The 26,566-nt window shown below is 72.4% G+C and carries 25 protein-coding genes; 12 read left to right on the forward strand and 13 right to left on the reverse strand.

Features of this window, described 5'->3' with window-relative positions; genetic code table 11:
- Positions 1–86: 86 nt before the first annotated feature.
- A complete protein-coding gene (locus AB0Q90_RS10780; RefSeq protein WP_363165493.1) occupies positions 87–1,301 on the reverse strand; it encodes an ROK family transcriptional regulator in 1,215 nt (404 codons plus the stop codon).
- A gap of 45 nt (positions 1,302–1,346) precedes the next feature.
- Positions 1,347–2,786, reverse strand: coding sequence for a xylulokinase (gene xylB, locus AB0Q90_RS10785; RefSeq protein WP_363165492.1), 1,440 nt, complete (start codon positions 2,784–2,786; stop codon positions 1,347–1,349).
- A gap of 158 nt (positions 2,787–2,944) precedes the next feature.
- On the opposite strand from xylB, the gene xylA reads away from it, so the two are divergent.
- Together xylA and AB0Q90_RS10795 are read left to right on the forward strand one after the other, a co-directional pair.
- A complete protein-coding gene (xylA, locus tag AB0Q90_RS10790) occupies positions 2,945–4,108 on the forward strand; it encodes a xylose isomerase (RefSeq protein ID WP_363165491.1) in 1,164 nt (387 codons plus the stop codon).
- A 171-nt stretch (positions 4,109–4,279) separates the two neighbouring features.
- Positions 4,280–4,714, forward strand: coding sequence for a hypothetical protein (locus AB0Q90_RS10795; RefSeq protein ID WP_363165490.1), 435 nt, complete (start codon positions 4,280–4,282; stop codon positions 4,712–4,714).
- Between the two features lie 33 nt (positions 4,715–4,747).
- Here the strand turns inward: AB0Q90_RS10795 and AB0Q90_RS10800 are convergent, their stop codons facing one another.
- From AB0Q90_RS10800 to AB0Q90_RS10815, 4 genes are all read right to left on the reverse strand, one after another.
- Positions 4,748–6,088: an esterase-like activity of phytase family protein gene (locus tag AB0Q90_RS10800; protein WP_363165489.1), complete on the reverse strand. Its 1,341-nt coding sequence runs from the start codon at positions 6,086–6,088 to the stop codon at positions 4,748–4,750.
- 172 nt (positions 6,089–6,260) lie between these two features.
- Positions 6,261–6,437 (reverse strand): hypothetical protein, encoded by a 177-nt coding sequence (locus tag AB0Q90_RS10805; protein ID WP_363165488.1) that lies wholly within the window; start codon positions 6,435–6,437, stop codon positions 6,261–6,263.
- Positions 6,438–6,470: 33 nt separating this feature from the next.
- Positions 6,471–7,739: an SWF or SNF family helicase gene (locus AB0Q90_RS10810; protein ID WP_363165487.1), complete on the reverse strand. Its 1,269-nt coding sequence runs from the start codon at positions 7,737–7,739 to the stop codon at positions 6,471–6,473.
- A complete protein-coding gene (locus AB0Q90_RS10815; RefSeq protein WP_363165486.1) occupies positions 7,736–10,519 on the reverse strand; it encodes a DEAD/DEAH box helicase in 2,784 nt (927 codons plus the stop codon). The genes AB0Q90_RS10810 and AB0Q90_RS10815 overlap by 4 nt, the downstream gene beginning before the upstream one ends.
- A gap of 385 nt (positions 10,520–10,904) precedes the next feature.
- On the opposite strand from AB0Q90_RS10815, the gene AB0Q90_RS10820 reads away from it, so the two are divergent.
- On the forward strand, positions 10,905–11,087 hold the full coding sequence (locus AB0Q90_RS10820) for a hypothetical protein (protein WP_363165485.1): 183 nt from the start codon (positions 10,905–10,907) through the stop codon (positions 11,085–11,087).
- 168 nt (positions 11,088–11,255) lie between these two features.
- Here AB0Q90_RS10820 and AB0Q90_RS10825 read toward each other — a convergent pair whose 3' ends face one another.
- Both AB0Q90_RS10825 and AB0Q90_RS10830 read right to left on the reverse strand, forming a co-directional pair.
- Positions 11,256–12,485, reverse strand: a complete 1,230-nt coding sequence (locus tag AB0Q90_RS10825) for a hypothetical protein (RefSeq protein WP_363165484.1) — start codon at positions 12,483–12,485, stop codon at positions 11,256–11,258.
- A gap of 134 nt (positions 12,486–12,619) precedes the next feature.
- Positions 12,620–12,916, reverse strand: a complete 297-nt coding sequence (locus tag AB0Q90_RS10830; RefSeq protein ID WP_363165483.1) for a hypothetical protein — start codon at positions 12,914–12,916, stop codon at positions 12,620–12,622.
- Between the two features lie 99 nt (positions 12,917–13,015).
- Between AB0Q90_RS10830 and AB0Q90_RS10835 the strand changes: the two genes are divergently transcribed.
- Positions 13,016–13,912 (forward strand): oxygenase MpaB family protein, encoded by an 897-nt coding sequence (locus AB0Q90_RS10835; RefSeq protein WP_363165482.1) that lies wholly within the window; start codon positions 13,016–13,018, stop codon positions 13,910–13,912.
- Here the strand turns inward: AB0Q90_RS10835 and AB0Q90_RS10840 are convergent.
- The gene (locus AB0Q90_RS10840; protein WP_363165481.1) at positions 13,898–14,422 is read right to left on the reverse strand and encodes a PadR family transcriptional regulator; all 525 of its coding nucleotides are present in this window, start codon (positions 14,420–14,422) and stop codon (positions 13,898–13,900) included. The genes AB0Q90_RS10835 and AB0Q90_RS10840 overlap by 15 nt on opposite strands.
- A gap of 112 nt (positions 14,423–14,534) precedes the next feature.
- Between AB0Q90_RS10840 and AB0Q90_RS10845 the strand changes: the two genes are divergently transcribed.
- Positions 14,535–15,290 carry an alpha/beta hydrolase gene (locus AB0Q90_RS10845; protein ID WP_363165480.1) on the forward strand — a complete coding sequence of 252 codons (756 nt, stop codon included), beginning with the start codon at positions 14,535–14,537 and terminating at the stop codon, positions 15,288–15,290.
- A 4-nt stretch (positions 15,291–15,294) separates the two neighbouring features.
- Here AB0Q90_RS10845 and AB0Q90_RS10850 read toward each other — a convergent pair whose 3' ends face one another.
- Positions 15,295–15,903 carry a class I SAM-dependent methyltransferase gene (locus tag AB0Q90_RS10850; RefSeq protein ID WP_363165479.1) on the reverse strand — a complete coding sequence of 203 codons (609 nt, stop codon included), beginning with the start codon at positions 15,901–15,903 and terminating at the stop codon, positions 15,295–15,297.
- Between the two features lie 164 nt (positions 15,904–16,067).
- On the opposite strand from AB0Q90_RS10850, the gene AB0Q90_RS10855 reads away from it, so the two are divergent.
- From AB0Q90_RS10855 to AB0Q90_RS10875, 5 genes are all read left to right on the forward strand, one after another.
- Positions 16,068–16,841: an MHYT domain-containing protein gene (locus AB0Q90_RS10855; protein ID WP_363165478.1), complete on the forward strand. Its 774-nt coding sequence runs from the start codon at positions 16,068–16,070 to the stop codon at positions 16,839–16,841.
- A gap of 46 nt (positions 16,842–16,887) precedes the next feature.
- The gene (locus AB0Q90_RS10860) at positions 16,888–19,404 is read left to right on the forward strand and encodes a nitrate- and nitrite sensing domain-containing protein (RefSeq protein WP_363165477.1); all 2,517 of its coding nucleotides are present in this window, start codon (positions 16,888–16,890) and stop codon (positions 19,402–19,404) included.
- On the forward strand, positions 19,401–19,838 hold the full coding sequence (locus tag AB0Q90_RS10865) for a roadblock/LC7 domain-containing protein (protein WP_363165475.1): 438 nt from the start codon (positions 19,401–19,403) through the stop codon (positions 19,836–19,838). The genes AB0Q90_RS10860 and AB0Q90_RS10865 overlap by 4 nt, the downstream gene beginning before the upstream one ends.
- An 18-nt stretch (positions 19,839–19,856) precedes the next feature.
- Complete coding sequence (locus tag AB0Q90_RS10870; RefSeq protein ID WP_363165474.1) at positions 19,857–20,270, forward strand: DUF742 domain-containing protein; 414 nt, start codon at positions 19,857–19,859, stop codon at positions 20,268–20,270.
- Between the two features lie 240 nt (positions 20,271–20,510).
- Positions 20,511–21,116, forward strand: a complete 606-nt coding sequence (locus AB0Q90_RS10875; protein ID WP_363165473.1) for an ATP/GTP-binding protein — start codon at positions 20,511–20,513, stop codon at positions 21,114–21,116.
- Positions 21,117–21,142: 26 nt separating this feature from the next.
- Here AB0Q90_RS10875 and AB0Q90_RS10880 read toward each other — a convergent pair whose 3' ends face one another.
- Entirely contained in the window at positions 21,143–21,571 is a 429-nt protein-coding gene (locus tag AB0Q90_RS10880; RefSeq protein WP_363165472.1) for a PPOX class F420-dependent oxidoreductase, read from the reverse strand.
- 96 nt (positions 21,572–21,667) lie between these two features.
- Here AB0Q90_RS10880 and AB0Q90_RS10885 point away from each other — a divergent pair, with 96 nt between their 5' ends.
- Together AB0Q90_RS10885 and AB0Q90_RS10890 are read left to right on the forward strand one after the other, a co-directional pair.
- Entirely contained in the window at positions 21,668–22,081 is a 414-nt protein-coding gene (locus AB0Q90_RS10885) for a roadblock/LC7 domain-containing protein (RefSeq protein ID WP_363165471.1), read from the forward strand.
- Between the two features lie 125 nt (positions 22,082–22,206).
- Complete coding sequence (locus tag AB0Q90_RS10890) at positions 22,207–23,148, forward strand: DUF6397 family protein (RefSeq protein ID WP_363165470.1); 942 nt, start codon at positions 22,207–22,209, stop codon at positions 23,146–23,148.
- Positions 23,149–23,165: 17 nt separating this feature from the next.
- Here the strand turns inward: AB0Q90_RS10890 and AB0Q90_RS10895 are convergent, their stop codons facing one another.
- Together AB0Q90_RS10895 and AB0Q90_RS10900 are read right to left on the reverse strand one after the other, a co-directional pair.
- A complete protein-coding gene (locus AB0Q90_RS10895) occupies positions 23,166–24,032 on the reverse strand; it encodes an acyl-CoA thioesterase II (protein ID WP_363165469.1) in 867 nt (288 codons plus the stop codon).
- Positions 24,033–24,051: 19 nt separating this feature from the next.
- Entirely contained in the window at positions 24,052–26,565 is a 2,514-nt protein-coding gene (locus AB0Q90_RS10900; protein WP_363165468.1) for a DUF3516 domain-containing protein, read from the reverse strand.
- Between the last annotated feature and the right edge of the window lies 1 nt (position 26,566).

The following is a 26,566-nucleotide window of genomic DNA, read 5'->3' on the forward strand; positions in this document are numbered from 1 at the left end:
GACGGCCGCGCGCCTGTGGACAACTCGATCACCCGGAAGGGTGAAGTCAGCCTGAAATCAGCAGAGTTCGACGCCCGGCGGTCGGCTCAGGCGCCTCGCGCTCCGGACACCGCCGCGGGATCGTCCAGCACCGCCCGCACCACCGAGTGCGCGGCGCCCAGCAGCGGGCCCTCGGAGCCCAGTCGGGACACGGCCACGGGGCAGGCCGGACCCGCGGTGCGCCGGTCCAGTTCGTCCTCCAGCGAGGGCAGCAGCCAGGGCGCGAGCGCGGCCAGCGCACCGCCCAGCACCACGCTCTCGGGATCCAGCAGGTTGACCGCCCCGGTCAGCGCGATGCCGAGCGCGGTGCCCGCCTCCTGCAGCGCCCGCCGTACGTCCTTGTCGCCCTCGGCGGCCCGCCGGGCGAGGAGGCCGACGCGGTCCTCGCCCGGTTCCAGGCCGGCGGCCCGCAGCACGGCTTCCTCGCCGGCGTACTGCTCCAGGCATCCGCGCCCGCCGCAGGGACACGGCGGTCCCTCGGGGCGGACCGGCACATGTCCCAACTCGCCCGCGAAACCGCGCGTTCCGCGCAGCAGATGGCCGTCCACGACGACGGCGGCACCGATGCCGATCTCCGCCGACACGTGCAGGAAGTCGTGCGGGGTGTCTTCGCCGAGCCAGAGTTCGGCGAGGGCGCCGAAGTTGGCCTCGTTGCCCACGGTCAGCGGGAACTCGGTGGGCAGCAGGGCTCCGAGATCGGCCTCGTGCCAGTCGAGGTTCGGGGCGCGGACGACCGTACGGCCGTCGCGTGCGACCAGACCGGGCACGGCCACCGCGAGGCCCGCCGGCCACAGCCCCTCCTGGTGTGCCTCGGCGGCGACGCGGTGCACCAACTCGGTGAGTTCCTGGAGCACCGGACCGGCGGCGCGCCCGCGGTTCGCGCCGTACCGCACGGCCCGGGCGCGGACCGCTCCGCGCAGATCGACGGCGCAGACAGCGAGGTGGTCGACGCCGATCTCCGCGCCGATCCCGGCCGGGCCGTGCCCGCTGACGGCGAGCGCCGAGCCGGGCCGGCCCACCCTGCCGGGCCGTTCCGGACCCAGTTCCTCGATCAGCCCCGAACGGATCAACTCGTCGACGAGGGTCGACACCGCCGCCCGGGTCAGACCGATTCGCGAGGCCACCGCGGCACGCGAGAGCGGCCCCTGCGCGCTGACGGTGTGCATCACCCGGGCCAGGTTGCGGCGGCGCATGCCCTGCTGGGTGTCGGGCAGCGCGCGCCCGGGGCCGGCCGGGTGGGCTTCGTTCAGCGGTGCGGTCATGCCTCCGTCAGTCCTCGGTCGGTGTCGGGCGGTCGACGGTGGCCGTCACCGGGTTCCCCGCTCCAGCAGCGGGGCCGCGTCGGAGAGTACCCCGGTGATCCGGGCCAGCGTCGCCTCGTCGCGTTCCACGGCGTCGAGCACCGGCCCGGCGGCCGTGTTCCAGCGCCGGGCGACCGCGGCGGGGTCCTCGCCGGTCAGCAGGCCCGCGGCCTGCGCGGCGGCGCCGAGCGCCACCAGCTCCTTGGCCTCGGGGACCTGGACCGGGCGTCCCGACAGCCGGCGTACGGTCTGCTGCCAGGCCGTGCCGCGTGCGCCGCCGCCGATCAGCAACAGCGGGGTCGAGCGGTCCGCGTCCTCGTCGAGGACCAGGTCGAGCGCGCCGAGCAGGGAGTGGACGGCGCCGTCGTAGGCGGCCTGCAGGAGCTGTCCTGCGGTGGTGTCGTGGCGCAGGCCGTGCAGCAGGCCGGAGGCGTTCGGCAGGTTCGGCGTGCGCTCGCCGTCCAGGAAGGGCAGGAGCGTGACGCCGGTGGAGGGCTCCACGGCCTCGCGGTCCAGGTTCAGCAGGGCCGCGACGCGGTCGACGGCGAGCGTGCAATTCAGGGTGCAGGCCAGGGGCAGCCAGTCGCCGTGCGCGTCGGCGAAGCCCGCCACCGTGCCGGTCGGGTCGGCGGGGCGCCGCTTCGACACGGCGTAGACCGTGCCCGAGGTACCGAGGCTGAGGACCGGGGTGCCGGGGCGCAGGCCGAGCCCGAGCGCGGCGGCGGCGTTGTCGCCGGTGCCGGGGGCGACCAGGGTGCCCTTGGAGAACGGCAGGTCATGGTGTTCGCGCACGGTGCCGGCCACCTCGCCGGGCCGCACCACCCGGGGCAGCAGCGTGGGGTCGAGCCCCACATGGCCGAGGATCTCGGTGTCGTACGACTCCGTCCCCGACGCCCACCAGCCGGTGCCGGAGGCGTCGCCGCGGTCGGTGGTGCCCTGACCGGTCAGGCGCTCGGTGAGGTAGTCGTGGGGGAGGCGTACGGCCTTCGTGGCGCGAACGGCCTCCGGCTCGTGCTCCGCCAGCCACGCCCACTTCGTGACGGTGAAGGAGGCGGCGGGGACGCTGCCGGTCCGTTCGGCCCAGAACTTCGCGCCGCCCAGCTCCTCGGTCAGCCGCTGGGCCTGCGGCGCCGAGCGCACGTCGTTCCACAACAGCGCCGGGCGCACCGGCTCGCCCCGCTCGTCCAGCGTGACGAGGCCGTGCTGCTGTCCGCCGAATGACACCGCGGCAGCCTCGTGGGCCGCATCGCCGCACTGGCGCAGCGCCTCGCACAGCGCCTCCCACCACTGACGCGGGTCGCTCTCGCGGCCGGCCCCGGTGGACACGGAGTGCGGGGCCTGGCCGCTCGCGACGACGTGCCCGGTGGCCGCGTCGACGACCAGCGCCTTCGTGGACTGCGTGGATGTGTCCACGCCAACGACGAGCGGTCCCTCGGCTGCTGACATCGGGCTCTCCCTTGTGTGCGGCTCGTGTCCTGTTGCGGCGCGTGTCTCCATCCGGAGACACCTTGTCTCTTCCCTGAGACGTGTGGGCATACTAATTTGTAAACCGCCATGACGAAATAGTCGTAGCGAGCAGTCGTCAGCGAGCAAGGAGCCGCGGAATGAGCTACCAGCCCACCCCCGAGGACAGGTTCACCTTCGGCCTGTGGACCGTCGGCTGGCAGGGACGGGACCCCTTCGGCGACGCCACGCGCCGCGCCCTCGACCCCGTCGAGACGGTGCAGCGCCTGGCCGAGCTGGGCGCGCACGGGGTCACGTTCCACGACGACGACCTGATCCCCTTCGGGTCCACGGACACCGAGCGCGAGGCGCACATCAAGCGCTTCCGGGAGGCCCTCGACGCGACCGGCATGAAGGTCCCGATGGCCACCACCAACCTCTTCGCCCACCCCGTCTTCAAGGACGGCGCGTTCACCGCCAACGACCGCGACGTGCGCCGATACGCGCTGCGCAAGACCATCCGCAACATCGACCTGGCCGTCGAACTCGGCGCGCAGACCTACGTCGCCTGGGGCGGCCGGGAAGGCGCGGAGTCCGGCGCCGCCAAGGACGTACGCGTCGCCCTGGACCGCATGAAGGAGGCCTTCGACCTGCTCGGCGAGTACGTCACCGAGCAGGGCTACGACCTGCGCTTCGCCATCGAGCCCAAGCCCAACGAGCCGCGCGGCGACATCCTGCTGCCCACCGTGGGCCACGCGCTGGCGTTCATCGAGCGCCTGGAGCGCCCCGAGCTGTACGGCGTCAACCCGGAGGTCGGCCACGAGCAGATGGCGGGCCTGAACTTCCCGCACGGCATCGCGCAGGCGCTGTGGGCGGGCAAGCTCTTCCACATCGACCTCAACGGCCAGTCCGGCATCAAGTACGACCAGGACCTGCGCTTCGGCGCCGGTGACCTGCGCTCCGCGTTCTGGCTGGTCGATCTGCTGGAGTCGGCCGGGTACGCGGGCTCGAAGCACTTCGACTTCAAGCCGCCGCGCACCGAGGACCTGGACGGCGTGTGGGCCTCCGCGGCCGGCTGCATGCGCAACTACCTGATCCTCAAGGAGCGCGCGACCGCCTTCCGTGCCGACCCCGAGGTGCAGGAGGCCCTGCGTGCCGCGCGGCTGGACCAGCTGGCGCAGCCGACCGCGGCGGACGGCCTGAAGGCACTGCTCGCCGACCGGACGGCCTTCGAGGACTTCGACGTCGAGGCAGCCGCCGCGCGCGGGATGGCCTTCGAGCGGCTCGACCAGCTCGCCATGGACCACCTCCTCGGCGCACGCTGACCGCAACGGAGCGCCCCGCGCGACGCGCTCCCCCACGGGGGCGTGCCGGGCGGGGCGCTCCGGCGCACCCCGGGGCGCAATGCCGCGGAATCGTACGGTCCATGGCCTGGGGCGGTATCAAGTTCCCCGAAGGCCTCGCCTCGTGCCCGGTACGAGGTGACTCTGGACGGTATGGCCACCCCGCCCGTACCGCCTCAGCCGCCCGGGCCGCCGGGCAACACGCCGCCTGCCGGGGGCGGTTTCGGACCGCCCACCGACGGTTTCGGACCGCCCTCGTACGACGGGCCGCCACCCGGCGGACCCGGTGGGGGACCGGGACGGCGCCGGAACCCGCTGATCATCCTGCTCGCCGTGATCGTGGCGGTCGGGGCCGTCGCCCTCGTGGTGCTGATGGCCTCGGGCAGCGACGACGAGCCCGACCAGAAGCCCTCCGCGGAGAGCAGCTCGGCCAAGCCGTCGTTCAGCATCCCGACCGAGCTGCCCAGCAGACTGCCGAGCGAGCTGCCCTCGTCCCTGCCGTCGTCCTTGCCGTCGGAGTTCCCCAGCGAACTGCCCAGCGAGATCGAGTCCCTGCTGCCGGACCTCGGGAACGTCGACCTGCCGTGACCCGGGGTGCGGACGGGCCACGCGCGCGTGCCGTCAGACGCCGCGCGGCAGTCGGACGTAGATCACCTTCGTCTCGATCCCGCTGTCGACCAGACGGCCCTGCGCGTCGAACGCGCCCGCCCCGTCGGACATCCCGAAGTCGTTGTCGTTGATCAGGACGAGCGTAGTGCGGTCCACGCGCGCGACGCCCTCGATCTTGCCGGGCACCCCGGCGACCGTCCCCAGGTCGACGACCAGCCTCTTGGCGAGGACAGGAACGCCCGCGGCCGCCGGGTCGTCGAGCTGCTCCAGCGACGGCGACGTGGTGTCGTCGTCCCACGCGCCCCCGAGGATGTCCGCTTCCCGGTCCAGCCGTACGAGGTGCAGCCGGGCGGCCTTGTCGGTGCGCTCCTCGACCAGCAGCCTGTCGCCGCCGACGGCGACCACGGAGGAGATCTTCAGCTCGGAGGTGTCGTCCTCGCCCGGGTCCACCACGTCGACCGGGTCGAAGCGGTACGCGTACTCGGCGGTGACCGCCTTCTTCTTCGGCGAGAAGCGCAGCAGCCGCGTGGTCCGCGACGCCTCCCCGGCATCGGCGTCCGGAAGGGACAGCGGGCTCTGCACGGCCATCACCAGGTCCCCGCATGGCAGTTGGGCGAGCCCTTCGAAGCCGCGGTTGGTCTTGCGGTGCAGCAGCACGGAGGGCAGCGCCTCCACCACCGGGTAGTCGGCGCCGGTCAGATGCAGCCCCTCGGGCACGTAACGCGTGAGCACCTTCCCGCGCGCGGAGACATGGACGAGGGAAGGGCCGTACTCGTCGACGAGCCAGAAACTCCCGTCCTTGGCCCGCACGATGCCCTCGGTGTCCAGTCCGTTCGGGTTGTACGACAGCGGCGTGCTCGCGTCGTAGGAGTACGGAGCCTCGTCGCGCCCCTCCTGGTTGGACAGCCCGGTGACGGGCTTGCCGGAGGACGTGGTCAGGGGGATCGCGTCCAGGACCTGTACGGAGTCGCCGGAGACGCGGATCTTCACGATGGCCGGGTCGAAGCCCGGCACGGGGAAGGTGCGACGCTTGGTGCCGTCCACCTTGATCTGGCCGTTGGGCCCGCGGTCGGTGACCGTCCAGAACTCGCCCTCGCGGCCCGCCGGGTAGATGTCACTGCCGATGCCACCGAGGTCCACGCCCCGGTCGTCGGCGACGCTGCCGGGCAGCAGCGCGTTGCTGAACTCCGCGAGCGGTATGTCCCCCAGCGTCGCGGTGCCGATGACGCGGGCGTCCTCCGCCGGGGTGCCCACGGCGGGCCCGGTCGCCGCCAGCACGGCCATCACGGCGAGGGGCACGCCCGCTGCGACGGAACGGTGGACACGGCGCCGGCCGGTGGCGTGCGGGGACATCGGGCCTCCTGATGGACCAAGTTCGGTGACAGCGGCCAGATTTGGGCCCCGCGCGGAACGCCGTACGACGGCCGGGTGAACGTGGGACGTCGGGCGCTCGTCGGGCCGACGCGCCTCGGGCCCGACAAGGCGCTGCGGGCACCCGGGTTCGTCGGGCCGACGTCCCGTCGGCTCACCGCGGGGACAGGAAGAGTTCGTCCGCCTCAAGGGCGCCGACCAGAAACCCCTCAACCCGGGCGGCGCCGAGGAACCGCGTCACCTTGCCGGAGGCGCGGTCGGTGCGGAACGGCGCCCGAGTCGTCCAGGCCGTGGCGAAGCCGGACACCTCACCGTCGTCCGACCTTGCCACGACCGTCCGGAAACCGGACTTACCGGCGTGCCGTCACTCCAGGGCGAGCTCGGGCTCCGCCGAGGCCAGTGCCGTGGCCGGGTCCTGGGCCGGGCCGCCGGCGGGCACCCAGCGACCCCGCTCCTTGCGGTACGGCCACCAGCGCCCGTCCCGGCCCAACCGCACCTGGCTCGGCGCACCGACGACCGTCCACCGATTGCCCTGTGCGCGCAGCGCCGGACGTTCGTCCTCGTCCCAGGCCGACTCCAGCGCCGCACGCGCGCGTGCAGCCGCCTCGCCCTCGACGGGCCACTCCTCCTCCAGCACGGACAGCGCGGCCGCTCCGCCGACCTCCCAGGCCCGGACGGCCAGGGCCAGCCGCTCCCGGCTGCGCCCCGAACCCCCGGCGAGTCGCTCGGCCACCGTCGGCACGGGGCCGCCGGCGGCGAGCCGGACCGCGTCCTCGGCCGGCGCCAACCCGGCTTCGAAGGCGCGGTGTTCCGCGCCAGCGAGCAGCGCCTCGGCCAGCAGCCGGTGCGCCTCCGCCGCCGTGCGGGCAGCGAGGAACTCCAGGGCGGCGGGGTCGGTCCCGGCCGGAGCAGGCGTCTCCGTGTCCAGGGACGGCGGCACACCCGGCTCCTCGGGAAGCTCGGGAAGAGCCGGCAGCGAGGGCAGGATGTCCCCGGCCGCGTACGCCTCCGCGGCGTCCACTCCCTCCGGTTCGACCACCTCCTCGGCGGGCGCGGCGCTGCGGGCCTGGAGGTCGTCGAGCAGGGCTCGTTCACCGCGTCCCCGCATCAGCAGCAGCACGAACGGATCCTGGTCCAGCAGGCGCGCCATCTGGTAGCACAGGGCCGCCGTGTGCGCGCAGTGGTCCCAGGCGTCGCAGTCGCACTCGGGCTCCAGGTCGCCCAGGCCGGGCAGCAGGTCGATGCCGGTGGCCGCGGCGTCCTCGACCAGGTGCGGCGGCATCTCCCGGTCCAGCAGCGCCGCGACGTGGCCGGCCCGCTCCACGGCCATGGCCGCGAACCCGTCCCACTGCTCGTCGGACAGCTCCGCCAGCAGCACGTCGGCCCGGTGCGCCGTCCGGTCGTGGTCCTGTACGACAGCCGTGATGCGCCCCGGGCGCACCGACACCGCGCCCACGCCTCCCGCGCGCGCGAGTCGACGCCCCGCCTTGAGCTGCTTCGAGTCCAGTGCCGTGTCCTCCAGCGCCTTCAGCCACGCCTGGCCCCACCACGTCTGCGCGAAGCCCCTCCCGTGCGCGGGAGGCAGCGCGGCAAAGGTGCGCTCCAACTGCTCGTTTGCGTCGAATCGGTTCATCGCGCGCCCCCTCGCAGCTCCACCAGATCGGCCAGCTCCGCGTCCGTCAGCTCGGTGAGTGCCGCCTCCCCGGAGCCGAGCACCGCGTCGGCCAGTTCCTTCTTGCGGCTCAGCATGTCGGCGATGCGGTCCTCGACGGTTCCCTCGGCGATCAGCCGGTGCACCTGCACGGGCCGCGTCTGACCGATGCGGTAGGCACGGTCGGTGGCCTGGGCCTCCACGGCGGGGTTCCACCAGCGGTCGTAGTGCACGACATGTTCGGCGCGGGTGAGGTTCAGGCCCGTGCCCGCCGCCTTCAACGACAGCAGGAAGACGGGGACCTCACCGTTCTGGAACCGGTGCACGAGCCGCTCGCGCTCGGCGATCGGGGTCCCGCCGTGCAGGAACTGCGAGGCCACGCCGCGGGCCGCCAGGTGCTGTTCGATGAGGTGCCCCATGCGCACGTACTGCGTGAACACCAGTACGCCCGCCCCTTCGGACAGGATGGTGTCCAGCAGCTCGTCCAGGAGCTCCAGCTTCCCGGAGCGTCCGGCGATCGTCGGCCGCTCCTCCTTGAGGTACTGCGCCGGGTGGTTGCAGATCTGCTTCAGCCCCGTCAGCAGCTTCACGATCAGTCCGCGGCGCGCCATGCTGTCGGCCTCGGCGATCTCCGTGAGCGTCTCGCGCACCACGGCCTCGTACAGGCCCGCCTGTTCCTTGGTGAGCGACACCGCGCGGTCGGTCTCGGTCTTCGGAGGCAGCTCCGGCGCGATCCCGGGATCCGACTTGTGGCGGCGCAGCAGGAACGGGCGTACCAGCCGGGCGAGTCGGTCGGCGGCGGCCGGATCCCGGCCGCTCTCGACGGCCTGCGCATACCGGCTGCGGAAGGTGCCGAGCCGGCCGAGCAGCCCGGGTGTGGTCCAGTCGAGGATCGCCCACAGCTCCGAGAGGTTGTTCTCCACCGGAGTGCCGGTGAGCGCCACGCGTGCGCGTGCGCCGATGGAACGCAGTTCACGCGCGGTCGCCGAGTACGGGTTCTTCACATGCTGGGCCTCGTCCGCCACGACCATGCCCCACGGCACGTCGGCCAGCCGCCGCGCGTCCAGGCGCATCGTGCCGTACGTGGTGAGCACGAACTCCCCGTCGGCCAGGGCGTCCAGGCCGCGCCGGGAGCCGTGGAAGCGGCGCACGGGCGTGCCCGGGGCGAACTTCTCGATCTCGCGCTGCCAGTTGCCCATCAGGGACGTCGGACACACCACGAGCGTGGGACCGGCGGACGCGGCGTCGGTCTGCCGGTGCAGATGCAGCGCGATCAGCGTGATCGTCTTGCCCAGTCCCATGTCGTCGGCGAGACAGCAGCCCAGCCCCAGGGAGGTCATCCGGGCCAGCCAGCTCAGGCCGCGCCGCTGGTAGTCGCGCAGGGTGGCCGCGAGCGCCTCGGGCTGCGGAACCGGCTCCTGGCCCTCGGGGTCCGCCAGCCGCTCCCGCAGCGTCGCCAGCCACCCCGTGGGCTGCACCTCGACCCTGCGGCCGTCGACCTCCGTCGAGCCTGTCAGGGCGGCGCTCAGCGCGTCGACGGGCGTCACCTTCCGGTCCTGCCGGTCGCGGGCCCGGCGCACCTCCTCGGGATCGACCAGGACCCACTGGTCGCGCAGCCGCACCAGGGGCCGGCCGGCCTCGGCCAGGCGGTCCAGCTCCTCGCGCGTCAGACGCTGCTCGCCCAGCGCGAACCGCCAGTTGAAGGCGAGCAGGGCATCGGCGGAGAGGAACGACGGCGTGTCCGAGAGCGCCTTCCCGGGCTCCGGCTCGTCGTCCGGGCCGACGACTGCGCGGGCGGTCAGTCTGTGGGCCAGGCCCTTGGGCCAGTGCACATCGACACCTGCACCGGCCAGGGCTCGGGCGCCCGCCACCAACAGGTCGGTGACCTCCTCGTCGGCCAACTCCACGGCGTCCGGCACGGCCGCCGAGAGCAGCGGAGCCAGCGGTGGCCATGCCCGGGCCGCGCGGCGCAGCGCCAGCAGGGCGTCCAGCGGCGCGCGCGGGCCGAAGGCGGCGGCCCCGGCCCACACCTGGGCGGCGTCCGCGACGAGCGCGGGATCGTGCACGCCGTGCACCTGGAGCACCGCCCGGAACGGCAGCGCCGTGTCGTCGTGCGCAGCGTCGGCCAGACCGGGGACCTCGATGCGCAGGGAGAGGCGTACGCCGGCGTCGTGGCCCGCGGCGATGTCGGACGCCCACGCGCGGTGCCCGGGCAGCTGCCGCGGTTCCGGTGCCGCGTAGGCGGGTCCGCCGGTCACGAAGGGAGCGGCGGAGGAGCGGGGCAGCGCGTCGGCGACGGCGTCCAGGAAGGCGCGCAGCAGCCGTTCCGGGTCGGGCAGCCGAAGAGCCCCGGAGGTGTCCAACGGCACCGCGTGCGCCTCGGGCGGCATCGCCGCGGCCAGGCGGCGGACGCGTTCGATGTCCTTGCCGTCCAGCGGGCCGACGCGCCAGGCGTCGTGGTCGGTGGGGGAGAGGCCGGGCAACAGCAGCCCACGCGCGACGAGTTGCAGGGCGAGCACGGCCGCGGAGCCCCAGAACACCGCTCCCCGGTGCGCGTCCGTGACGGCACGCGCGCGCGTGAGGACCGGCAGCGCCGAGCGCACGGGCAGCACGACGCAAGGGACGCTCGCCGTCTCGACGCCGTGGCCGCCGGGCAGGACGACGTCCAGGCTCTCGGCCGAGCCCGCGCCGATCTGGGGAGGCACCTCGCCGTCGGGGCGCCAGAAGGCGACCCGGCCGGTGCGGGCAGGATCGCCGGGCATGAACACGGTGCTGCAGTGGGCCAGTTCGGAAATCTCGGAGGGGAGGGGTGCAGGGGTGCTCGGTGCAGCGATGATGGATTCCTCAAACTTGACTACCGGTCGGAGTCGCCGAGGGTACAGCATGGTCGTGGCCGGCCCGGCATGACAGGGCTGTGTTCTGCGTCACTGCGTGGGAGGGTGGGGTGTGCCCCCGCACGAGGGCCGCCCGCAGAGGCGGCGAGGCCCTCCGGGGCGGGCGGGGGCGAGAGGAATCCAGGACCAGTAGTTGTAGGACCAGTAGGGGGCACACCTCAGGGACGTCTCAGGGTCGCGGTTCGGAACCGCGGGAAGCGCGGGCCCGTTTTCAGAGCAGAGAGCGGCAGTGGCCGCGGAGGAGGCGACACACATGTCGAAGAACGCCAAGATCGCCGCAGGAGGTGTGGCGGTCGGGATCATTTTGCTGATCTGGCTGCCCTGGTGGGCAGCGCTCCTGATCGTCCTGGGAGTCCCGGCCGCCGCCTACCTCGCGCTCGACCCCTCACAGCGGCGCAAGCTGCGCCGCGCGACCCGCAAGGAGCTCGGCCGCTGAGGCGCTGACGCGCCAAGGAGGCCTCCGGCAGTGCACAGGAGTCGACAACATCGCCGCCCGCGGGCCAACCGACGGTACGGTCCACGGGCGGCGTGACGCCACGCTTCACGCGCAGGCACGGCTCACCAGGCTCTGGGATCTGGTCGGTTCACCGGCCGGCGGGCGACCTCAGCTCGGGCGTACGGCCATCTTGTCGAGAGCCTCCAGCAGGCCCGGCAGCTCCGGCCCGCGGCCGACCGGCAGCACCTCGCCGGGCTCGTCGTCGAGCAGCACGAAGGCAATGTCGTCGGTCCTGGCCACGAGGGACCAACCGGGCCCGTCGGCACGCAGGGTCCGTGCGTCGCCCGAGGCGAACGACGACCGGACCCGCCCGAGCGGCGGCGGGGTGTCCACGTACGCGCGTGCCTCGGCGAGGACGCGGCGGATCCCGCTGTGCCCCTTCGGGCGCGACGCGCCCTGCGGGGCCTCCGGCGCGGGCTTGTGGCTGCTGGGCGCCCCGGAACCGTCCGCTGCCGTCTGCTGGGGTGCCACGGAACCGTCGGCGGTCGCGTCCTGGGCTCCTCCGGAACCGTCCGCGGTCGCGTCCCGGACTGCTCCGGAACCGCCCGCGGTCACCTCCTGGGCTGCTCCGGTACGGTCCGCGGCTGCCCTCGTACCGTCAGCGGCGCCGGCACCGTCCGTGGCCGCCCTCTGGCCGTCAGCCGTCCCGGAACCGTGCGCTGGCGACCCCTGACCGTCAGCCGTCCCGGAACCGCCCGCTGCCGACCCCTGACCGTCAGCCACCCCGGACTCGCCCGAGGGCGCCGCATGCCCATCGACCGCTCCGGGCTCGCCCGATGCCGACCCCTGCCCACTGCCCGCCCCGGACTCGTCCGCGGGACCTGCCGGGCTCGCGAAGTCGGCGTCGTCGATCTGCTCGCGCCACAGTGCCCACTGGAGCGCGATCTCGTCGGCGCCCAGGCGCCGCTGGGCCGGGCCCCAGACGGAGGTGTCCGGCGGTGCCAGCGGGGGGCCGTCGGCGACGTCGGGGCCGGGATCGTGCGGCGCGGGCACGTTGGGTGCGGCGACCGCGACTGCCAGGGGCCAGCCGGGCAGGGCGGCGACGACCGTGCGCTCGTCCGGCGACAGGTCGTACTCCATGCCGCAGTCCCAGGAGGCGATGGCCACCGCGACCAGCGAGACGTCGTCGATGACGACCGTCCAGCGGGCACCGTCGCCGTCCTGGCCGAGCACCAGGCCATAGCCGTCGGCGAGCGGCGCGAGGCCGAGCGCCGTGCAGGCCTCCGGATAGTCGTCGCCAAGCACGCTAGGGAACTTCGCCGGCGTCAGCAGCACCGCCGTGAGCACATAGAGCGCGTCGTCCTCGGCGGCGACGGCGTCCTCGTCCGTCCCGGCCATCCCAGCCTCCCCATTCGTTCGTCCAACGGCGCGCACCCTAGTGCGCCCGGAAGGTGCTTGTCACGACACCCAAGCACACCCGGAGCTGCAGTTTTCCGGCTGGACGGGGTGAAATCGGTCGGTCGGCGGGCCGGTCAGGCCGCCGGAAGCCCGAGGAGCGCCCGGGCCACCGCCCGCGGAGACTCGTCCCGCTCCCGCGCGAGCGCGATGACGGCCCGGCACGCGAGCTCGTTCACCCCGAACGACAGCGCCTCCGGCGACACCCAGCCCGCGGCCTCGTCGATGCGCTCCTGGTCGTCCTCCGCGCAGGCCGAGACGTACGCGGCGGCCGCTTCGAACAGATTGTGCGTGCGCTTGTCCTGGTCGGAGCTCGTCCCCGCGCGCGAGGCGCCCAAGAATCTGGTCCAGGACTCACGGAACCTGTCGAACATGCTGACCACCTTCCCCCTGCGTGGTTGCCATGGCTGATCGTTCATCTCCTGCTACTCAACGTAGAGTTGGAGCTTCGGCGGCAGAAGGGGGACGGCGCGGTGAAGCGCTTCGAGCGGCTTGAGCAGATTCGGCGGATGGATCCGTACGAGGACGCCTCGGAGATCTACCGGCTCATGTCCGCGTACGAGTTCCCCTGGGACTTCACCCGCGCGCTGGAACTGGCGCTCTACCGCACCTATGCCGTGCCTGCCATCGGCCGGCTCCTCGCCGAGACGGCGGAGCTGACGGACCGGACACAGAAGCGCTATGACGACACGTCACTCCTTCTGGATGCCGTCGTCGAGCACGGCTTCGACAGCGAGCAGGGCCGCACGGCGATCCGCCGCATCAACCGGATGCACCGCAGCTACGACATCAGCAACGACGACATGCGCTACGTCCTGTGCACGTTCGTTGTGATGCCCAAGCGGTGGATCGACGCCTACGGCTGGCGCAGGCTCTCGCGCCACGAGACCGTCGCCTCCGCCGTCCACTACCGCACCCTGGGCCGGCACATGGGCATCAAGGACGCCCCGGAGACCTACGAGGAGTTCGAGGCCTGCCTGGATGCCTACGAGGCCGCCCACTTCGACTGGGACGAGGACGCGCGCCGGGTGTCGGACGCCACGCTGGACCTGATGGCCTCCTGGTACCCGCGCCCCCTCGCGCCCCTGTTGCACACATCGACGCTCGCCCTGCTCGACGACCCGCTCCTGCGGGCCTTCCGCTACACGCCCCCGGGTCCCGCCACGCGCGCGCTCGTGCGCCGGGCGGTGCGGATGCGCGGGCGTGTCGTCCGCCTGATGCCGCCGCGCAACGCCCCGCACTACGCACGTCAGAACTGGGAGATCAAGGGCTACCCGAACGGCTACCGCCTGGACGAGCTGGGCACGCACCCGGTGTCCGGCGTGCGTGGTTGCCCCGTGCGGCACATGGACGTGTCAGCCGCCGAGTGAGTTGAGGGTCTCCCGCAGCCAGGCGAGTTCGGCCCGGGAGGTGGCGCGCGCGATGGTCAGGATGCCGCGCCGGAAGGGATCGTCGAACTCCTCGGCGCTCAGCGGCCGGTCTCCCTCGTAGAAGAAGCTCGCGGGCTCCTCCAGGAACGCGAGTCTGCGGCGCAGCACGGCCGCCTGGGCGGAGGAGTCCTCCAGGTGCCGCAGGAACGCCAGCACCGTGAACCAGCGGTTCTCGTCGGTGATGTCGCGCTGCACGGGTTCGGCGAGCCGGCGGCGCAGTTCCCCTCTGCCTTCCGCGGTGAGGGTCAGGACGTGCCGTGGGGCCGCCACGGCGCCGGGTTCCGTGGCGCGCTCCAGCAGGCCCGCCTTCTCCAGGCGCTTGATCGCGGGGTACAGGGTGCTCTCCGCGATCGGCCGCACGTGTCCGGTGAGCGCGGTGATCCGCTTGCGCAGTTCGTAGCCGTGCAGGGGGGTGTCGTAGAGGAATCCGAGGATGGCGAGTTCCAGCATGACCGCATTCTCGCGCACCGGCGCTGTACATCACCCATGGCATACATCGAATGCTCTATACCTCGTAACCGATGTATAGTCCTGGGGCGAGACGACGGACGGGGAGGACGCGATGAGGCAAGCCGAGTTCGACGGTGAGGGAAGCTGCATCCGGTGGACGGAGACGCCGGGCGAGGAACCCGCGCGCGTGTATGTGCACGGACTGGGGTCGATGTCGTCCGTCTACCACGCGCACATCGCGTCCCGGCCCGAACTCGCGGGCCGGCGCAGCCTGTTCGTCGATCTCCCGGGGCACGGCATCAGCGACCGGCCGCGGCACTTCGGCTACACCCTTGAGGAGCACGCCGACGCCCTCGCGGCGGCACTGGACGCGGCGGGTCTGGCCGCCGCCGAACTGATCGCCCACAGCATGGGCGGCGCCGTCGCCGTCGTGCTCGCCCACCGGCGCCCCGGCCTCGTCTCCCGTCTGGTCCTGACGGAGGCCAATCTCGACGCCTTCCCGCCGCCCACGGCCGGGAGCAGCGGCATCGCGTCCTACGAGGAGGGGGAGTTCGTCGACGGCGCCCACGCGCGCGTGCTGGAGCGGGTCGGGCCGCTGTGGGCGGCGACCATGCGCCTGGCCGACCCGCGCGCCCTGCACCGCACCGCAGTCGGACTCGTCCGCGGATCGCAGCCCGTCATGCGCGACATCCTCGAAGCCGTCCCGGTCGACCGGGTGTACCTGCAGGGCGAACTCAGCGGTGAACTCGCGGGCAGGCAGGCCCTGGAGGCGGCGGGGGTGCGCGTGGTGACGGTGCCCGGCGCGGGTCACAACGTCATGTTCGACAACCCCGACGCCTTCGCGGCGGTGGTCGCCGGGCGCGGGTGAGGGCTCAGGCGTCCCGTACGGCAAGCGCCAGGAACCGGGCGTCCTCGTCGACGTACGCCGTCATCCGCCACCCGGAACCGGCCAGCAGCGGACGGAGGTTGGGCTCGGCGCGCAGGTCGTCCGGGGTGATCTGCCGCCCCTGGCGCGCCGCGAGCGCCGCCCTGCCGATCGGGTGGAACAGCGCCAGGGTGCCTCCCGGGCGCACCACGCGCGCCAACTCCCGCAGGTTCTCGGCCGGATGGGGCAGGTGTGCGATGAGCCCCGCCCCGAACACGGCGTCCAGCGACTCGGACCGCAACGGCAGCGCGGCGACGTCGGCGAGCAGCAGCTGCCCGTCGCGGTCCCGCCCGGCCCGCACAGCGGCCTCCAGCATGGCCGGGGTGAGGTCGGCCCCGATGACCACTCCCGTGGGCCCCACGGCCGCACGCAGAGGCGGCAGGGCGCGTCCGGTGCCGCACCCGGCGTCGAGCACCCGACCGCCCGCGCGCAGCCCGAGGTCGGCGACCGCGGCCTCGTAGGCGGGGCCGTCGTCGGGGAACCTGCTGTCCCAGTCGGCGGCGCGGGCGGTGAAGAACTCCTGGACGTGTGTGTGGTCGTCGCTCATGTTCCGCATGATCCCTCACCGGCAGGGATGACGCTGTCACCGCGGAGGACGACTCAGCGGCGCACACGTTCGAGCGTGAGGCGATCGTTCAGATACGTTTCTGCGTCATATTCCAACACCTTTCGAAATGCGCCCCCTTTGTGCGCCCCTGCCCCGACTAGCGTCCCGTGGCCATGGGACACCTGGACCACGCCGCCCTCGGGTGGCTTACCCCCGCGCTGTCGTACGTGATGGCCTGCATAGGCGCCGCCCTCGGCCTGCGCTGCACCGTCCGTGCGCTCGGCGCCACCGGCCGCTCGCGCCGCAACTGGCTGCTCACCGCGGCCTCGGCCATCGGCACCGGCATCTGGACCATGCACTTCGTGGCCATGCTGGGCTTCAGCGTGAGCGGCACCGACATCCGCTACGACGTGCCGCTCACCATCGCGAGCCTGCTCGTCGCCATGACCGTCGTCTGCGCCGGCGTCTTCGCCGTCGGCTACAGCCGTGACCGCACCCGCGCGCTGTTCCTCGGCGGACTCACCACCGGGCTCGGCGTGGCGAGCATGCACTACCTGGGCATGGCGGCGGTACGCCTGCACGGCGACGTGGACTACGACCCGATGCTCGTCGGGCTCTCCGTGCTGATCGCCGTGGTCGCCGCGACCGCGGCGCTGTGGGCGGCGCTCAACATCAAGTCGCCGGTCGCCGTCACCGTCGCCTCGCTCATCATGGGCGCGGCGGTGAGCAGCATGCACTACACCGGAATGTTCGCGGTCAGCGTCCAGGTCACGCCCTCGGGCGAGGTCCTTCCCGGGGCCACGGCGATGCAGTTCATCTTCCCCCTCGCCGTCGGCCTCGGGTCCTACCTCTTCCTGACCTCGGCCTTCGTCGCCCTGTCGCCGACGACCGGGGAGCGGCAGGCATCCGCCTCCGCCCAGCGGCCGGTCGAGAGCGCCGCCCACTAGCCGCGGGCCCGGGCGCCCCGACGAACCACTTCCGAGCGAGGAGGCCATGCGCACACCCCGTAGGACCACCGCACCCGGCGTCGAGACGCCGTCCCCACCGCACGCGCGCGGCCGCCGCGCACACGCCGGACCGCCGGCCGACGAAAGCCCCGACGAGTCCACGGGTGCGGCGCCGGAGGGCACACCCACGCGCGCGGGTGGTTGGCGCATACGGCCGGCCACCGTCCGAGCCAAGATCGTCTGCCTGCTGATGGTGCCGGTCGTCTCCCTCCTGGCCCTGTGGGCGTACGCCACCGTCACCACCGCGCAGGACGTCTCCCGGCTGCGCCAGCTCCAGCGGGTGGACGCCGAGATCCGCACCCCCGTCGCGGCCGCGGTGAGCGCGCTGCAGGCCGAGCGCGCGGCCGCGGTGCGCCTGGCCACCGACCCCGCCGCCGGGCAGAGCGGCGAGTACAAGAAGCTCGCCACACGCACGGACGGAGCCGTGGCCGCCCTGCGGCTCGGCGACCGCAACACCGTGGCCGACGGCGAGGAGCTGCCGGCCGGAGTGGCCCAGCGGCTGGAGGAGTTCGTCACCGGCGCCGAGAAACTCGGCTCGCTGCGCTCCGCCGTGCTCGATCACCGGGCCGGCTGGGACCAGACGTACGAGCGGTACACCAAGACCATCGCGGCCGCCTTCTCCGTGGGCGGCGCGCTCACCGGGATCCAGGACGCCGAACTCGGCTCCGACGCGCGCGTGCTGCTTGAGTTCTCCCGCGCGGCCGAGGCGCTGGCCCAGGAGGACGCGGTGCTGGTCGGCGCCCGACTCGCCGGACGGCTCGACGGCGAACGGCTGCGGCTGTTCACCGGCGCCGTGGAGACGCGCCGCGCCCTCACCGAGTCCGCCGTCGCCGACCTGCGCGGCCCCGAACGCACCGCCTGGCAGGAACTCGCCGCCGGCGCCGACTACGCCGCGCTGGGCACTGCGGAGGACAAGGTCCTCACCGCCGCACCGGGCGCACGCGCCGTCACCGCGGCCCCGCAGACGCTCTGGGACGGCGCACACACGCGCGTGCAGGACGAGATGCGCACGATCGAGGCCGACGCCGGACGCGGAGTGGCGGAGCGGGCCGACCCGTTCACCCGGGGCCTGCTCACCCCGGCCGGCGCCGCGGTCCTCCTCGGCCTCGCCGCCGTCGTGGCCTCGCTGGTGATCTCCGTGCGCATCGGCCGCGGCCTGGTCGTCGAGCTGGTGAGCCTGCGCAACAGCGCGCTGGAGATCGCCCGCCGCAAACTCCCCGAGGCGATGCGGAAACTGCGCGCGGGCGAGGAGATCGACATCCGCGCGGAAGCCCCTCCCGGACCGCCGGCGGAGGACGAGACCGGACAGGTCGCCGAGGCCCTGGGCACCGTCCATCGCGCCGCGCTGCGGGCCGCCGTGGAACGCGCCGAGCTAGCCAGCGGCATCTCCGGCGTCTTCGTGAACCTCGCCCGCCGCAGCCAGGTCCTGGTCCACCGTCAGCTCAGCCTCCTCGACAGCATGGAACGCCGCTCCGACGACCCGAACGAACTGAGCGACCTCTTCCGCCTCGACCACCTCACCACCCGCATGCGGCGCCACGCGGAGAGCCTCATCATCCTCTCCGGCGCGGCACCCGGCCGTGCCTGGCGGATGCCGGTCTCCCTGACGAACGTGGTCCGCGCGGCCGTCTCCGAGGTCGAGGACTACGCGCGCGTGGAGGTACGCCAGCTACCCGAGGCATCCGTCGTCGGCACCGCCGTCGCCGACCTCACTCACCTGCTGGCAGAGATCGTCGAGAACGCCGCCCAGTTCTCGCCGCCCCACACGCGTGTGCGCGTCACCGGCGAACCCGTGGGCAACGGCTACGCCGTCGAGGTCGAGGACCGCGGACTGGGCATGGGCAAGGACACCCTCGCCGAGGCCAACCGCCGCATCGAGCAGTCCGAGGCGCTCGATCTGTTCGACAGCGACCGGCTCGGCCTCTTCGTGGTCAGCAGGCTCGCCGCACGCCACGGCATCAAGGTGCACCTGCGCACCTCGCCCTACGGCGGCACCACCGCGGTCGTTCTGCTGCCGACCTCGCTGCTGCACAGCGGCGCGGCGGAACGTTCAGCCCGCAGGTCGGCCGAGACCCCCGAGCCGCCCGGACCCGAGCACGCGCGCGTGCCCGCCCCGCGCCAGGAGCCCGTCGAGGCACCGGCCGACCGGCCCGCCCTGGTGGCCTCCGCGCCCACGGCCGCCAAGACCACGACCGAAACCCCACCCCCCGGAGTCACCGCCTTGCGACTGCACCGCCCACCGGACGACTCCGACGGGTCCGACGACCTCCCCCGCCGCGTCCGGCAGGCGAGCCTCGCTCCCCAACTGCGCGAGCGGCGCGCCGAGGAGCCGGCACAGACGTCCGCCCCCGAGGGCGACGACCCACGCACCCCCGAGCTCGTTCGGGACCGTATGGCGGCGTACCGCGCCGGCTGGGTACGCGGCGGCGGGCGGCAACCCGGCCGCGCGACCGCCCCGGAGTCCGCAGTGCGCAGCGACAGCAGCGAAGGAGACCCCGCATGATCCAGGACCCAGGCATGAGGGCCGCCCAGCGGTCCGGCGAACTCGACTGGCTGCTGGACGACCTGGTGCTGCGCGTGAGCGAGGTGCGCCATGCCGTGGTGCTGTCCAACGACGGGCTGGCCGTGGGCGCTTCCACCGATCTCAGCCGTGAGGACGCCGAACACCTCGCGGCGGTCGCGTCCGGCTTCCACAGCCTGGCCAAGGGTGCGGGCCGCCACTTCGGGGCCGGCGGGGTGCGTCAGACCATGGTGGAGATGGACGACGGCTTCCTGTTCGTGGCCGCGGCCGGCGACGGCTCCTGCCTCGCCGTCCTGACCGCCGTGACCGCCGACATCGGCCTCGTGGCCTACGAGATGGCCCGTCTGGTGAAACGTGTCGGCGAGCACCTCTACACCCCGCCGCGCGTCGCCGCGCGGCCTCCGGCCGCAGGCTGAGGCGAGAAGGTCCGCACCATGACCGACGACATGAGGGCTGTCCCGCGGGAACAGGGCAGCCAGTGGTACGACAACGAGGCCGGCCCGCTGGTCCGCCCGTACGCCATGACGGGCGGCCGCACCAGGCCCGGGCCCAGCGGCGTCCGCTTCGACCTGATCGCGCTCGTCACGCTGGACGCGGGCGCGCCCGGCGCCGACGACGACACCGCGCTCGGTCCGGAGCACCGGGCCCTGATCGAGCTGTGCCGCCCGGAGACGCAGTCGGTAGCGGAACTCGCCGCGGGCGCCGACCTGCCCGTGGGCGTGGTCCGGGTACTCCTCGGCGACCTCCTGGAGCTGGGCTGCGTCACCGTCAGCCGCCCGGTACCGCCGGCGCAGCTCCCCGACGAACGGATTCTGCGCGAAGTGATCGAAGGGCTGCGGGCGCTGTAGATGACAGTTCAAGAACCAGCCGGTCCCCTACGGTGCCGACTTGCGCACCGCCTCGGACACCGGAGTACCGCGAGTCGCTCACATCGGACAAAAAGCGGTCGAATCCTTCGAGAGGGCACCGAAGTTGTCATGATGCTGACTTCGCACACACGTACCGGAATCGCGCACGCACGTTCCGTGAGGGCGCGGTGCACACGCAACGACGCCGACCATGGCCGGCACTCCCGAGAGAAGTGATCGATGGTCTCCCAGACTTCCGAGGACCAGGGCGGCGAGACGGCCGCCCTCGCGTTGAAGATCCTGGTCGCCGGCGGATTCGGCGTGGGCAAGACCACCCTGGTGGGCGCGGTCAGCGAGATCAGGCCGCTGCGCACCGAGGAACTGCTCAGCGAGGCAGGCCAACTGGTGGACGACACCGACGGCGTGGACCAGAAGGTCACCACCACCGTGGCCATGGACTTCGGGCGCATCACCATCCGGTCCGGTCTCTCCCTGTACCTCTTCGGCACACCGGGCCAGGACCGTTTCTGGTTCCTGTGGGACGAACTGTCCCAGGGAGCCCTCGGCGCCGTGGTCCTCGCCGACACCCGGCGCCTGGAGGACTGCTTCCCTGCGGTCGACTACTTCGAGCACCGGCACATCCCGTTCGTGGTGGCCGTCAACTGCTTTGCCGGCGCCCGGACCTACGGCGCCCGCGACGTCTGCCGCGCCCTCGACCTCGACGGGGGAACCCCGGTGGTGCTCTGTGACGCCCGTGACCGCGACTCGGGAAAGGAGGTGCTGATCCGGCTCGTCGAGTACGCCGGGCGGATGCACACCGCCCGGCTGCTCGACTCGGTGGGCTGAGCGGGACGGAGGGGCGCGGCCCGACCTCAGTCCGACACGCCCTTCTGTGCCAGCACCCTCTCGATCGAGACGCGGACGAGGAGTTCACCCGGCACCCCGTTACGGGCCCCGAACTCCTCGGCGCGGTCCTCGCCCATGTACCGCGCCCCGATGCGCCCGGCCCAGTGCCGCAGTTCCTCGGGATCCTCCGAGATCCGGGCCTTGCCCTGCAACACCACGAAGCCGAACGGCGGTCGGTCGTCGTCCACGCACAGCGCGACCCGGCCGTCCCGGGCGATGTTGCGCCCCTTCACGCTCGTGCCACCGGTGTTGAACACCACCTCGTCCCCGTCGAGCAGGAACCAGATCGGCGCCACGTGCGGGCTGCCGTCGGCCCGGACCGTCGACAGCTTCCCAGTACGGGTGCCGTGCGAGACGAACTCCCGCCATTCCCTGTCAGTCATCTTCTGTGCCATGCCCCCATCCTCCTTGCCCGGAGCGCGGGTCGTCCGGAAGGCTGGCAAAAGAGATCCCCCGGCCAGGGGGGAGACGTCGCACGGGGAGACGGGAACATGGGGCAGAACCAGGGACTTGGCTGGCTGCTGGACGATCTGACGGAACGTGTGGACCACGTACGGCACGCACTGGTCCTGTCCAACGACGGCCTGGTGACGGGCGCGAGCACGGGACTGCGCCGCGAGGACGCGGAGCATCTTGCCGCCGTCTCGTCCGGGCTGCACAGCCTCGCCAAGGGCTCCGGACACCACTTCGGCGCCGGCAGAGTGCGCCAGACGATGGTCGAGTTCGACGACGCCGTGCTGTTCGTCACCGCCGCGGGCGCCGGCAGCTGTCTGTGCGTGCTCAGCGGCGCGGAGGCCGACATAGGCCAGATCGCCTACGAGATGACGCTCCTCGTCAACCGGGTCGGCGAGCACCTCGGCGTGGACCCGCGCAAGCCCGAGCGCACCCCGACCACAGAGCTCTGACCTGCATCTCTGCGCTGCCCCGTGGAGTTATCCACAGGCTCGCCGCGAGATCCGCCGGACCGGTTACCTTTCTGTCACGGCGAACGCACACAGCGTGAGCGACGACTCCACGGGGGAGACCGGCCATGTCAGGCGACACCATCACCCACCCGCACCACCACACCCTTTCGCCCAGCCGCGCCGCCAGGGAACTGGGCCTCAAACGACGCGAGTTCGATCTCGCCGTCCACCTCGGGCACATCCGGACCGTGCCCGACGAAGGGGGCGGGGGCCGCCGCGTCACCCGTACCGAGATCGAGCGGGTGCGCTCCGGCCCGGGGCATCCCGAGGCCTTGCGGGGCCGGGTGAGGACGGTGGGCGCCACGGAAGGCTCGGCCCTCATGCAGGTGCCCTCCGGCAGGTTCTCCCGCCTCGCCCGCCTGGGCCTGCTCGTGCCGGTCGACTTCTACCTCAACCGCTACCGGGCCGTCGTCTGGCTCTATCTGGCCGAGGAACTACGGCAGTTCGCGGCCGACGAGGAGAACACCCGGCTGCTGAAGGCGCGTACACCCGAGGGGCTGCGCGACCAGTTGGAGGCCGGCCTGGACCTGCGCCCGCGCAACTGGCGCGGACGCCACCTCGGATTCCTGCTGCGGCAGGCCGACGACCCCTGGCAACAGGCCGGCGCCGTCGCCGCCTTCCTCGACCCCGTGCAGATCGCGGAGATCGTCACCGACCCCTACGAACGCTCCCATCTCAACCGCTTCCGGCCGAGGCCGCCCGCGCACGGAACACCGGGCTCGCCCGCCTCCCACCTGGCCGAGCAGATCATGACGGCGGACGACCCGGACGAGATCGGCTGGCTGAGGGCCGACCTGACACGGTCGGTGCAGGAGGCACGCGAACACCGTCCCGCCCCACGCCCCACGGCGCGACCGACCCCGGACCCGGCGGATCACTCGACACCGCCCCCCGACCCGGCGCATCACGCGACACCAATGCCCGACCCGGCGCCCCACGCCACCCCGGCCCCCGAGCACCCGCGCCCGCACCGACTCCTCGGCTGGCTGCGCCGCAGAAGCGCCTGACCTGCCCTGACCTACACCTACAGCGCCCGGAACAGCCCTTCCTGGACGACGGACACCAGCAGCCGTCCCTGAAGGTCGTAGATCCGTCCGCGGGCCAGACCCCGACCGCCCGTCGCGATCGGCGACTCCTGGTCGTACAGGAACCACTCGTCCGCGCGGAACGGCCGGTGGAACCACATCGCGTGGTCCAGCGACGCCATGTCGAAGCCACGCTGCCCCCACAGGGGCTCGACCGGGATACGGACGGCGTCCAGGAGGGTCATGTCGCTGGCGTAGGTCAACGCGCAGGTGTGCACCAGCGGATCGTCGCCGAGCGGCCCGACCGCGCGCATCCACACCGCGCTGCGCGGCTCGGCGTCCTTGACCTCCGCGGGGGTCCAGCGCAGCCGGTCCACATAGCGGATGTCGAAGGGCTGGTGGCGCGCCATCCGCTCCAACTGCTCGGGCAGCGCGCCGAGATGCTCCCGGATCTCGTCCGTGACCGTCGGCAGCGCCTCCGGGTCCGGCACCTCGCGGGCCGGCGGCAGCTGGTGCTCGAAACTTCCCTGCTCAGGCTTGTGAAAGGAGGCGGTGAGATTGAAGATCGTGCGGCCCTGCTGCACGGCGGTGACCCGGCGGGTCGTGAACGACCGCCCGTCCCGGACCCGTTCGACCTGGTACACGATCGGCACGCCCGGCCGGCCCGGGCGCAGGAAGTACGCGTGCAGCGAGTGCACCGGGCGCTCGCCGTCCGTGGTGCGCCCGGCGGCGACCAGTGCCTGGCCCGCGACCTGGCCGCCGAAGACCCGCTGCAGGGACTCCTGCGGGCTGCGTCCGCGGAAGATGTTGACCTCGATCTGCTCCAGGTCGAGCAGGTCGACGAGCCTCTCGGCCGGGTTCGTCATGGGTGTGATTCTCCTGTGTTCACAGCTGGCCGACGTCGGTGACGCGGACGACCGCGCGGCCCTCCGCGTCGGAGGCCGCGAGATCGACCTCCGCGCTGATGCCCCAGTCATGATCGCCGTTCGGGTCGTCGAAGATCTGGCGAACGCGCCACAAGCTGTGCTCCGGCTGCTCCTCGATCAGCAGCAGCTTCGGGCCGCGGGCATTGGGGCCGGTGCCGAGGTCGTCGTACTCGTCCCAGTACTTGTCCATGGCCTCGCCCCAGGCGTCCGCGTCCCAGCCGGCGTCGGCGTCCATCTCGCCCAGCTCCTCGACCTGGTCGAGGGCGGCGAGCTCCACGCGGCGGAAGAGCGCATTGCGGACCAGCACCCGGAAGGCGCGCGCGTTGGTGGTGACCGGCTTGACCTCGTCGGCCTTCTCCTGGGCCTCCTCGGCCGTCATCTCCTCGGGGTTGGCGAGTTGCTCCCACTCGTCCAGCAGGCTGGAGTCGACCTGGCGGACCATCTCGCCGAGCCACTCGATCAGGTCCTGAAGGTCCTCGGACTTCAGGTCGTCCGGGATGTTGTGGTCGAGGGTCTTGTAGGCGCTGGCCAGGTAGCGCAGCACGATGCCCTCGGTGCGCGCCAGCTCGTAGAACGACACCAACTCCGTGAAGGACATTGCCCGTTCGTACATGTCGCGGATGACGGACTTCGGCGACAGCGGATGGTCGCCCACCCAGGGATGGCTCTTGCGGTACGTGTTGTACGCGTGGAAGAGCAGCTCCTCCAGCGGCTTGGGGTACGAGATGTCCTGGAGCCGCTCCATGCGCTCCTCGTACTCCACCCCGTCGGCCTTCATCGCCGCGACGGCCTCGCCCTTCGCCTTGTTCAGCTGGGCGACCAGAATCTGGCGCGGGTCGTCCAGCGTGGACTCCACGACCGACACCATGTCCAGGGCGTACGACGGCGACTCGGGGTCCAGCAGCTCGAAGGCGGCCAGCGCGAACGTGGACAGCGGCTGGTTGAGCGCGAAGTCCTGCTGGAGATCCACGGTGAGACGGACGATGCGACCCTCGGCGTCCGGCTGGTCGAGCTTCTCGACGATGCCGCCGTCCAGCAGCGAACGGTAGATCGCGATCGCACGCCGGATGTGCCGCAGCTGCGCCTTGCGCGGCTCGTGGTTGTCCTCCAGCAGGTGCCGCATCGCTTCGAAGGCGTTGCCGGGACGCGCGATCACCGACAGCAGCATGGTGTGCGTCACCCGGAAGCGGGACGTCAGCGGCTCCGGCTCGGAGGCGATGAGCTTCTCGAAGGTGTTCTCCGTCCAGCCGACGAAGCCCTCCGGTGCCTTCTTGCGGACGACCTTGCGCCGCTTCTTCGGGTCGTCGCCGGCCTTGGCCAGCGCCTTCTCGTTCTCGATGACGTGCTCGGGGCCCTGGGCGACGACGAAGCCCGCCGTGTCGAAGCCCGCCCGTCCGGCGCGTCCGGCGATCTGGTGGAACTCGCGGGCCCGCAGCGTGCGGACGCGGCTGCCGTCGTACTTGGTCAGGGCCGTGAACAGCACGGTGCGGATGGGCACGTTGACGCCCACACCGAGCGTGTCCGTGCCGCAGATGACCTTCAGCAGGCCCGCCTGCGCGAGCTTCTCCACCAGGCGGCGGTACTTGGGCAGCATGCCGGCGTGATGGACACCGATGCCGTGCCGTACGTACCGGGAGAGGTTGCGGCCGAACTTGGTGGTGAAGCGGAAGTTGCCGATCAGCTCGGCGATCTGGTCCTTCTCCTCGCGCGTGCACATGTTGATGCTCATCAGCGCCTGCGCCCGCTCCACGGCCTGCGCCTGGGTGAAGTGCACGATGTAGACCGGCGCCTGCTTGGTGTCCAGCAGCTCGGTGAGCGTCTCGGTGAGCGGGGTGAGCTTGTACTCGTAGGAAAGCGGCACCGGACGCGTCGCCGAACGCACCACCGCGGTCGGGCGGCCGGTGCGCCGGGTGAGGTCCTTCTCGAACATCGAGACGTCGCCGAGGGTGGCCGACATCAGGACGAACTGCGCCTGGGGAAGCTCCAGGATCGGGATCTGCCAGGCCCAGCCGCGGTCCCCCTCTGCGTAGAAGTGGAACTCGTCCATGACGACCTGGCCGACATCCGCGTGCTTGCCGTCGCGCAGCGCGATCGAGGCGAGCACTTCGGCCGTGCAGCAGATGACCGGGGCGTCCGCGTTGACGGAGGCGTCGCCGGTGAGCATGCCGACGTTCTCGGTGCCGAAGATCTTGCACAGCTCGAAGAACTTCTCCGAGACCAGTGCCTTGATCGGAGCCGTGTAGAAGGTGACCTCGTCGCGGGCCAGCGCGGCGAAGTGGGCGGCCGCCGCGATCATGCTCTTGCCGGAGCCGGTGGGCGTCGACACGATCACGTTCGCGCCGGAGACCACCTCGATCAGCGCCTCCTCCTGGTGGGGGTAGAGAGTCAGACCGCGCTCCTCGGCCCACGACTCGAAGGCTTCGTAGAGGGCGTCGGGGTCGGCGGTCGGCGGCAGCTGATCGATGAGGGTCACC

The organism is Streptomyces sp. NPDC079141, from assembly GCF_040686775.1.
In the GTDB taxonomy this organism is placed as follows: domain Bacteria; phylum Actinomycetota; class Actinomycetes; order Streptomycetales; family Streptomycetaceae; genus Streptomyces.